At 31.6% G+C, this 9641-nt stretch carries 10 protein-coding genes and 1 other annotated feature; all 10 genes read right to left on the bottom strand.

The window, feature by feature from the left end; genetic code table 11:
• On the bottom strand, positions 1-548 hold a 548-nt coding region (locus VK998_RS04265), incomplete at its 3' end, for a cell division protein ZapA (protein WP_325225869.1).
• 86 nt (positions 549-634) lie between these two features.
• Positions 635-3028, bottom strand: coding sequence for a phenylalanine--tRNA ligase subunit beta (gene pheT, locus VK998_RS04260; protein ID WP_325225868.1), 2394 nt, complete (start codon positions 3026-3028; stop codon positions 635-637).
• Positions 3029-3044: 16 nt separating this feature from the next.
• Positions 3045-4067 carry a phenylalanine--tRNA ligase subunit alpha gene (gene pheS, locus VK998_RS04255; RefSeq protein WP_325225866.1) on the bottom strand — a complete coding sequence of 341 codons (1023 nt, stop codon included), beginning with the start codon at positions 4065-4067 and terminating at the stop codon, positions 3045-3047.
• Between the two features lie 107 nt (positions 4068-4174).
• On the bottom strand, positions 4175-4972 hold the full coding sequence (rlmB, locus tag VK998_RS04250; RefSeq protein ID WP_325225863.1) for a 23S rRNA (guanosine(2251)-2'-O)-methyltransferase RlmB: 798 nt from the start codon (positions 4970-4972) through the stop codon (positions 4175-4177).
• Positions 4973-4975: 3 nt separating this feature from the next.
• The gene (locus tag VK998_RS04245) at positions 4976-5632 is read right to left on the bottom strand and encodes a potassium channel family protein (protein ID WP_325225860.1); all 657 of its coding nucleotides are present in this window, start codon (positions 5630-5632) and stop codon (positions 4976-4978) included.
• A 12-nt stretch (positions 5633-5644) separates the two neighbouring features.
• Positions 5645-6988: a TrkH family potassium uptake protein gene (locus tag VK998_RS04240; RefSeq protein WP_325225857.1), complete on the bottom strand. Its 1344-nt coding sequence runs from the start codon at positions 6986-6988 to the stop codon at positions 5645-5647.
• Positions 6989-7093: 105 nt separating this feature from the next.
• Complete coding sequence (gene rplT / locus VK998_RS04235; RefSeq protein WP_325225854.1) at positions 7094-7444, bottom strand: 50S ribosomal protein L20; 351 nt, start codon at positions 7442-7444, stop codon at positions 7094-7096.
• A 37-nt stretch (positions 7445-7481) separates the two neighbouring features.
• Complete coding sequence (gene rpmI / locus VK998_RS04230) at positions 7482-7682, bottom strand: 50S ribosomal protein L35 (protein ID WP_325225852.1); 201 nt, start codon at positions 7680-7682, stop codon at positions 7482-7484.
• Positions 7683-7700: 18 nt separating this feature from the next.
• A complete protein-coding gene (gene infC, locus VK998_RS04225; RefSeq protein ID WP_325225871.1) occupies positions 7701-8276 on the bottom strand; it encodes a translation initiation factor IF-3 in 576 nt (191 codons plus the stop codon).
• Positions 8232-8377, bottom strand: a sequence feature (ribosomal protein L20 leader region). Its footprint overlaps the gene before it by 45 nt.
• 78 nt (positions 8378-8455) lie before the next feature.
• Positions 8456-9641: dipeptidase PepV (gene pepV / locus VK998_RS04220; protein WP_325225849.1), on the bottom strand; the 1186-nt coding region annotated here is incomplete at its 5' end.

Raw genomic sequence — 9641 nt, 5'->3', positions numbered from 1 at the left:
ATATTTTTCTCCTTATTGTACAATTTTAATACTTCTTCCAATTCTTTTTTACTTTCTATTAATTGAATTTGACTATCATATATTTTGTCTTGGAGTTTTTTAATCATATTTTGGCTATCCTCTAATTCCTTTTCCTTTAATTTCAGCGCTTGGTTGTAGTTCTCCATCTTCTTTTTGAACTTTTCGTTTTCTCTTCTCATTTCTAATAGTTCGTCTTTATAGATATTGGATTCCATTTTTAATTCTTCATTTTTCTGTTTTATTTCATTTAATTGGTTCAATATTTTTTCATAGTTTTCCATAGGGGTTTTCGATTTACTTTTCAAAGTTTCCAATTCCCTATAAGTTTTATAAAGTTCATCAGATATATTTAGGGCAGCCAAAGTTGCAGCCATTGAACTGCTTAATCTATCATTTTTATTTGCCATCTCTTGTATTTTTTCATCTACATATTCAGCTAGTTTGTGTACATATTCCTCCGAGCCACTCCCAATTACTGTAAAGTTACGACCATCTATTATAACATTGGTTTTGTTTTTTTCTGTCATAACTTATCCTCTCCCTTTTATTATCTTTAACTAGTGTATTCTACATAATTCTTCAAAATCCTTTATTTTTTTAATTTATATATTTTTCAACTCCTAAGTTTTGCGTCAAATTTGTTTTCTAAACTTTGGATTATTCTATTGTGTACTGTATTTACTTCTTCATCTTTTAAGGTTCTTTCATAGGATCTATAAGTGATTGAAAAAGCTATGCTTTTTTTACCTTCGGATACTTGCTTTCCTTCATAGACATCAAACAGTTCTAAATCTTCAATTAATCCTTCTCCATTTTCCAATATTATATTTTCCAAATCTCCAACCAATATATCATTATCTACTACTACTGCAATATCTCTTAAAATAGCTGGATATTTTGGCAAAGGTCTATATTTTTTTTCTAAATTGGTTTTTTTGACTATGGTGTCAAAGTTTATATGGGCTATATATACTCTAGTATCTATATCATAGTTTTCTGCTACATCCATGTGTATTTCCCCTAAAATACCGATCTTTTCTTTTTCTAATAATATGTTAGCAGTTCTATTTGGATGGAATGTTGGGTCTTTGTCTTCGATTGTATATTCTATACCTTTTAGTCCTAATCTTTCAAATAAAGTAATAGCTACTTCTTTAAGATTGTAAAAATCTACATTTCCATACATTCCTATAGATAAAATCTTTTCTTCTTTAGGAAGTTCTTTTAGGGGTAATTCTTTAGGAATAAAAATATTTCCTATTTCATAAAGATAGCATTCTTTCACTCCATGATTGTAATTCCTACCTAAAAGTTCTAACATATTTGGAATTAAAGTTGTCCTCATAACGCTATAATCCTCACCAAGAGGATTTATTAATTTAATATAATCTCTTAACTTACTACTTGGTTCTATTTTTATTTTATCATATACTTTTGGACTAATGAAAGAGTAAGTTATAACTTCATTTAATCCTAATCCTTGTAGGATAGAGCTAGCCATATCTGAAACTATTCTGTTATAGGGCTTTCCGCCTCTTGTTAGAACTCCAACTAAGGGTTTTATAGGTATATTATGGAATCCGTAGAGTCTTCCAATTTCCTCTATTAAGTCTACTTCTATATTTAAGTCCAATCTATAGGTAGGTATATTTACAACAATATTATCTCCATATATTTTAGATTTTAGATCCAGTCTTTCTAGGTAGTTTGTCATTTCATCTACAGTTAAATCAGTCCCTAAAAGATTATTTACTTTTTCTGGCCTTAATTGGATAGTCTTTTCTTCCCTTACATTTTCATAGATATCTATGGGACCTTTAACTACTTTTCCAGCACCTATTTGCTCAACTAATTGACAAGCCCTTTCAGCAGCCATTTTACATAAGTTTGGATCCATCCCCTTTTCATATCTGGAGGATGCTTCTGTCCTTAAATTATGTGCTTTTGATGTAAGGCGAACGGATTTGCCATCAAAATTGGCAGATTCCAATAAGACTGTAGTGGTTTCCTCAGTAACTTCTGTGTCCATTCCACCCATTACTCCCGCTATAGCAATTGGAGTTTCTCCATCGGTAATAACTAAGTTAGAGTTGGTAAGAGTTCTTTTCTGGTCATCTATAGTTCTAATCTTCTCTTTTTCTTTTGCTCTTCTAACTAAAATTTTTTTATTATCTAATTTATCTAGATCGAAAGCATGGAGTGGTTGCCCAAATTCTAACATAACAAAATTAGTTATATCTACAATATTATTGATTGGTCTGATGCCTGCTTCCATTAGATAAATTTGAAGCCATAGAGGAGATTCTTTTATCTCTATATCCTTAATAACTCTAGCATAGTACCTATTGCAAAGCTCTTCGTCTACCTTTATGGAATCTACATAATCTTCTATATTTTCAACCTCATCTTTTACATTTATTTCAGGTAATTTTAATTCTTTATTAAAGGTGGCAGCTGTTTCCCTTGCCATACCTATTATGCTTAAACAATCCGGTCTATTTGGAGTTATCTCCAGTTCAATTATCTCGCTGTATAAGCCTAATATTTCTTCTATAGGTGTTCCTAATGGATATTCCTTATCTAAGACAAAAATACCATCTCTATGACGCTTAGGAATAACACTGTCTTCATATCCTAACTCTTTTAAAGAACAAAGCATACCAAAGGAGTACACTCCTCTAAAATTGGTTTTCTCTATGTAAAAATCCTTTGGAAGTTTTGCCCCTATTAAAGCTACTGGTACATAATCTCCTACTTTTAAATTAGTAGCTCCAGTAACTATCTGTAATATTTCATCCCCTATATCAACTATTACTACCAATAGTTTATCCGCATCTTCGTGTTTTCCAATTTTTTCTATTCTACCTACTACTACCTTTTCCAATCCCCTATCTAAAGAAATAATGGATTCTACATGGGAACCAGATAAGGTAAGTTCATCTGCTAATACTTTAGAATCTATATCTAAATTTACATATTCTTTTAACCATTTTATAGGTAATAACATCTTCTCCCTCCTCCAATTAAAATTGTTCTAAAAATCTATTGTCATTTTCAAATAATAGTCTTATATCATCTAGTCCATATTTTACCATGGTTATCCTATCAATTCCCATTCCAAAAGCAAATCCACTGTACTTTTCTGGATCGATACCACAGTTTTCTAAAACCTTAGGGTGAACCATACCGCAACCTAGAAGTTCCATACTCCATCCTGTGCCATCACATACGGGACAACCTTTGCCTTTGCAGCTAAAGCAGGATACATCTACTTCTGCACTAGGTTCAGTAAATGGAAAATGATGAGGTCTAAATCTAGTTTCCATATCCTTCCCAAACAATTCTTTAATAAATATATCTATGGTGTCAATTAGATTAGCCATAGTAACTTTCTCGTCAATTACCAATCCTTCTAATTGATGGAACATAGGTGAATGAGTGTCATCTACATCATCAAATCTAAAAGTTCTACCTGCAGAAACTATCTTCAATGGCGGTTTCATGGTTTTCATAGCTCTTATTTGTACTGGTGACGTATGGGTTCTTAGTAGAATATTTTCTGTTAAATAGAAGGTATCCGACAGATCCCTTGATGGATGGTTTTCTGGAGAATTTAAAGCGTCAAAGTTATATTCTACTGTTTCTATCTCTGGTCCTTCTACCACGCTAAATCCCATGCTAATAAATAGATTCTCTAACTCTTCAATAGTGGATAATAGAGGATGGGAATGACCTAGTTTCTTTGTCCTTTTAGTTATAGTTACATCTATTTTTTCCTTCTCAATTTTCTCTTGCTTTAATTTTTCTTTAAAGTTTTCTCGAGCTCCCGATAATTCCTTTTCGATTTCTTGTCTAATTTCATTAGCTAATTGACCTACAACTGGCCTTTCTTCTTTTGGAACCTTTCCCATTTCTCGGAGTACTGATGTTAGTTTCCCTTTTTTCCCCATATATTTTATCCTTATATTTTCTAGACTTTCTAAATTGCTTAAAGATTTAATATCACTTATTGCTTCTTCTTTGATTTTTTTTAACCTATCTTTCATAATACGACTCCTTTCTTGTAAAAAAACAAGACCTACTTCCAAAAACAAAGGTCTGAATGTCAAACTATTTACTAGATTATAGCACCAATAGCCTCAAAATACAAGAATTAATGGTTACGCTGTCTTGCAACTTCATACATAATTATGGATGAAGCAACTGCTGCATTTAAAGATTCTGCTTCTCCTACCATAGGTATTTTAATTAAATCATCTGCCAGTGCTTCCAAATGTTTGGATACGCCTTTAGATTCGTTTCCAATAATAAGCAATGACGGTTTATTGAAATCAGTATTTTGGATGAACCTATTTCCTTTAAGAGAGGTAGAATATATTTTTATATTTTTACTTTTCAATTCTTCAATTATTTCTGCTCCAATAGAATAATGGTATATGGGAACTCTAAATATGGAACCCATAGTTGCTCTTACCACCTTTGGATTATATATATCAACACACCCATCAGTGACTATAATTCCATCTACACCAAATGCATCTGCCGTTCTAATTATGGTTCCCATATTGCCAGGATCTTGAACTTTATCTAATAATAATATAAAAGGATTTTCTTTATTGTGGAGATTTTGAATATAATCTAATTCAAATTTTACAACTGCTAAGACTCCTTGAGGACTTTCCATATCAGATATCTCCTTATATAGCTTATCTGGAACCTGTATTATATATTTATGATTCTGTATTTTATCTAATAATGCTTCTCCACCTCTAATATTATGTAGATTCTCAGATACTACTATATAGGATATAGGATATTTCTTGTCCACATATTCTTCTACTATTTTTATACCTTCTGCTAAAAAAGATTTCTTTGTCCATCGTTCTTTTTTTCTATATAGAGTTTTGATTTCTTTTATTGTTGGATTGGAAGAACTTGTAATGTAAATCATAGATTAATCACCAGCATTCTTCTCAATTTTTTCCACATCCTTTGTACTTCCGATTACTATTAGAATATCTCCTTTTTGTATTATATCATCAGCATAAGGAGAAATATTTATATCTTCACCACGTTTAATTGCCATTACATTGATTCCAAACTTGTTAGGCAGTCTTAGCTCTTTTAATGTTTTGTTTTCCCACTGTTCTAAAGCTGTAATTTCTAGTATACTATAATCTGGAGATAGTTCTATAAAATCTAATATATTGGAAGAAACTAAATTATGTGCTACCCGAACTCCCATATCTCTTTCTGGATATATGATTTTATCTGCACCTATTTTAGATAAAACTTTTCCATGCAAAGCATCATGAGCTTTTACTATTACCTTATTTGCTCCTAATTCTTTGGTTATTAAAGTGGCCATTATGGATGCCTGGTAATTGGAACCTATACTTACGATTACTACATCAAAATTTCTAATACCCAGTTCCTTTAATACGTTTTCATCTGTAACATCTGCTTGTACAGCATAGGTTACATGTTTTGATATTTCTTGAACCTTGTCTTCATCTTCATCGATAGCAAGGACTTCATACCCTAAATCATTAAGAGTCATTGCAATACTAGACCCAAATCTACCGCATCCTATAACAACAAATTGTTTCATTTCAAATTCCTCCTATCCAACCATTATATTTCCTTCTGAATACCTGTAAGGGTACTGATTCTTTTTCTGTGCAAATGCAAAAGCCATAGTTAGAGCTCCAACTCTGCCAGCATACATGGTTAAAGCTATAGTAATCTTACCAATATCTGATAAGTTTGATGTTATTCCTCTTGATAATCCAACAGTTCCAAAAGCTGAAGTAGTTTCAAATAACACATCTAAAAAATTAGCATCTTCTGTGATTGTCAAGATAACTGAAACTGCTAAAATTAATGTTAAACCAATACTAACTATAGCTAAGGATCTATTAATAATATTTTGATTCAGCCTTTTTTTAAATACTACTACATCCTTATCTCCTCTTATTACAGATAAAGTAGCCAATATTATGGTACCAAAGGTTGTAGTTTTAACACCTCCTGCTGTAGAGCCAGGAGAGCCTCCTACAAACATTAATATAATCATTATGAAAGCAGTCGTGTCATATAGCATTGAAGTATCCACAGAATTAAATCCTGCTGTTCTAGTTACAACAGATTGGAAAAAAGCAGATAACACCTTTTCTCCTCTACTAAAGTTTAGAAGTGTATCTGGATTATTTTGTTCTATTGAATAAAATATTATCATTCCTATGAAAATAAGTATAATAGTAATGCTAATTACCAGTTTTGAATGTAGACTTAGCCTCTTAAAACTACGGTTTTTAGATATATCTATATAGACTGAAAAGCCTAACCCACCTATTATTATTAATAAACATAAGGTCAGATTAATAACATAGTCTCCGACAAAAGGCACCATACTTTCCCCAATTATATCAAAACCAGCATTACAAAAAGCAGATATAGCATGGAAAATGGAAAACCAAATTCCTTTAATTGTACCATATTTAGGTATAAATCTAGTGGATAGTAGTATAGCCCCTATACCTTCCATGATAAATGTAGATAATATAACGTATTTAGTAAGTCTTACTAATCCAGATATGGTTTTCTGATTTAATTGTTCCTTTATTACTAACCTTTCCTTTAATGTTATCTTTTTACCTACCAGCAAAGCTACTATTGTTGCCATAGTCATGAATCCTAAACCACCCATTTGGATTAAAATAAGAATGGTAATCTGTCCAAACAAAGACCAATAATCTGCTGTATTCACCACTACTAATCCGGTAACACAAACTGCTGAAGCCGATGTAAAAAAAGAATTAACCAATCCAATACTTTCTCCTGTTTTAGTAGCTATAGGTAAGTTCAACAATAAGGTACCTATCAGTATTAAAGCTCCAAATCCTAATATTAGTACTCTTGGAGGATTCAATCCAATTTTATTTATATATTTTCTTATACTGCTCATAAAAACCTCCTATATCCAGACACAAGTATTGTATCATAAATAATCCCTAACTATTATAAAAAATAAAAATATAAAAACAAAAAGTTCCGAGGCCGGAACTTTTAATTACATACCTTTTGCAATTTCAACAAGTTTTGAAAAGCCTTCTGGATCGTGGATTGCCATTTCAGATAATACTTTTCTATTGATCTCAACATTTGCTTTTTTAAGACCATTAATGAATGTGCTATAGTTCATACCATTTGATCTAGCTGCTGCATTTATTCTAGAAATCCAAAGTTTTCTAAAATCTCTCTTTCTTTGTTTACGTCCCGAATAAGCATAATCCAGTGATTTCATAACAGCTTGATTAGCTGGTCTATATAATTTGCTTTTAGCACCATAGTATCCTTTTGCTTGCTTTAAAACTTTTTTATGTCTCTTTCTAGCGGTTACACCGCCTTTAACTCTTGCCATTTTAAACTACCTCCCTAATATATCCATTTCTATTTTGTTATGGTATTAATGAATCGATTCTCTTTTGGTCTCCTTTACTTACTATAGCAGGTTTTCTTAAGTTTCTAACCCTTTTAGCAGATTTTTTCCCAGTTAGATGACCTTTATAAGCTTTATATCTTCTTATTTTACCTGTTCCTGTTCTTTTTAGTCTTTTAGCTGCACCTCTATGTGTTTTCATTTTTACCTTTTTAGCCATTTATATTACCTCCCTTACTTACTCTGTTTTTGGAACTAGATACATAATCATATTTCTACCTTCCATTTTAGGATGTCTATCTATAACTCCATTTTCAGAGGTTAACTCTGCAAAATTTAATAAAACTTCTTTTCCAGCATCGGTATGACCTAATTCTCTACCTCTGAACCTAACGCTTACTTTAACCTTGTCACCATTTTTAAGAAAATCTATGGCCCTGTTTGCCTTAACGTTTAAATCATGGTCTTCAATATTTGGACTCATCCTAACTTCTTTAACATTTATAACCTTTTGATTCTTTTTAGCTTCCTTTTCTTTTTTAGCTAATTCATATTTATACTTGCCATAGTCCATGATTCTACATACTGGTGGCTTTGCATTTGGAGCTACCTTTACTAAATCAAGTTTTTCATTAAAGGCCATATCTAAAGCCTTTCTAGTTGGCATTACACCTACCTGATTTCCATCTACATCAATAAGCCTTACTTCCCTTTCCCTAATTTCTTCATTAATTTGAAGTTCTTTAATATTACTGCACCTCCTAAATTTTTTAAAAAATAAAAGCGGGTATAAAATACCCGCTATAAGCCCAATACACAATTCGATAGTTTTACAACTACCTTTATTTATGTTTATTGTTATAACCTTATGAGCCTAGGCTATAAGGTGAGAAGCGGATACTTCTACTTGTTATATATTTAATTTCCATAAATATTATATGTCAGAATAAATATTTTGTCAAACTTATTTTATATTTATTGCTAGCTTTTTCTTTATTTTGCCAACTCATATAGAGCATGAACATATATTTTAGTAATCTTCATTAGATGTTCAATAGAAATAAACTCGTCTTTTTGATGGGCTACTTCTTTTTGTCCAGGAAATACTGGTCCAAAAGCTACTGCGTTATCCATAGCTCTGGCATAAGTCCCTCCACCTATTGTAATTGGCTGGCTTTCCACATCCCCAGTTTGTTCTCTATATACTTTCATAAGTTTTTCAACTAAGAAATTGTCCTTTGGAATGTATAAAGGCTTCATATCTGAATTTCCTTCTTCTAGTTCAATTCCTGTCCCTTCTAAATTAGCCCTGATACCGTCATAGACTTCTTTCGCACTACTCTTAATTGGATATCTTACATTTATAGTCAATCTTATTTCTTCATCGTTAGCTCTAATTACTCCTGGATTAAAATTTAATTTTCCAGATACATCGTCTTCATATCCACATCCAATATCTTCTCCATGATGTCTAAACCCAATTCTATCGTTATAGATATTTATGAAATCACATAAACTACATTCACATGAAAGTAGTTTCCCTAAAAAGGCCATTAAATAAGAAATTGCATTTTCCCCTTTTTCTGGAGTGCTTCCATGAGCAGATATACCTTTAGCAATTATTTTTACTTTGTCTTTATCTTTCTCCAAGTATAATGGATATTTAGTGTTTTCAACAAAATTATTTAGTTTTTTCTCTATAATAGACGGATCTTCGACTTTTAATATAGCTTCACAATTATCAGGTACCATATTTGCAGCATTGCCACCTTTAATGCTTTCTATAACTAATCCATGGCAACTATTTGAATCAATCTTTTTTACTAAATCAAATACTATAATCCCTTTTTCTCCATAGATAACTGGAAAATCTGCATCTGGTGTAAATGCCATATCTGGTGCTTCTTCATGATCAAAATAATATTTCATACAACCCCAACCAGTTTCTTCATTGGTTCCGAAAATTATTCTAATCTTTTTATTTAATTCTACATCAGATTCCTTTAATGCTTTCATAGCATATAAGCAAGCTATAGCTGGACCTTTATCATCAGTAGTACCTCTGCCATAAATTTTATCATCATGGATTTCTCCTTCATAAGGTGGATAAGTCCATCCATCTCCTTCTGGAACTACGTCTAAATGGACCAAAATCCCAACTGTTTCATCACCATCACCT

The sequence above is a fragment of the Schnuerera sp. genome (assembly GCF_035459645.1).
Lineage (GTDB): Bacteria > Bacillota > Clostridia > Tissierellales > Tepidimicrobiaceae > Schnuerera.
The sequence above is the reverse complement of the archived record's forward strand: the minus strand, read 5'-3'. Positions and strand labels throughout refer to the sequence as shown.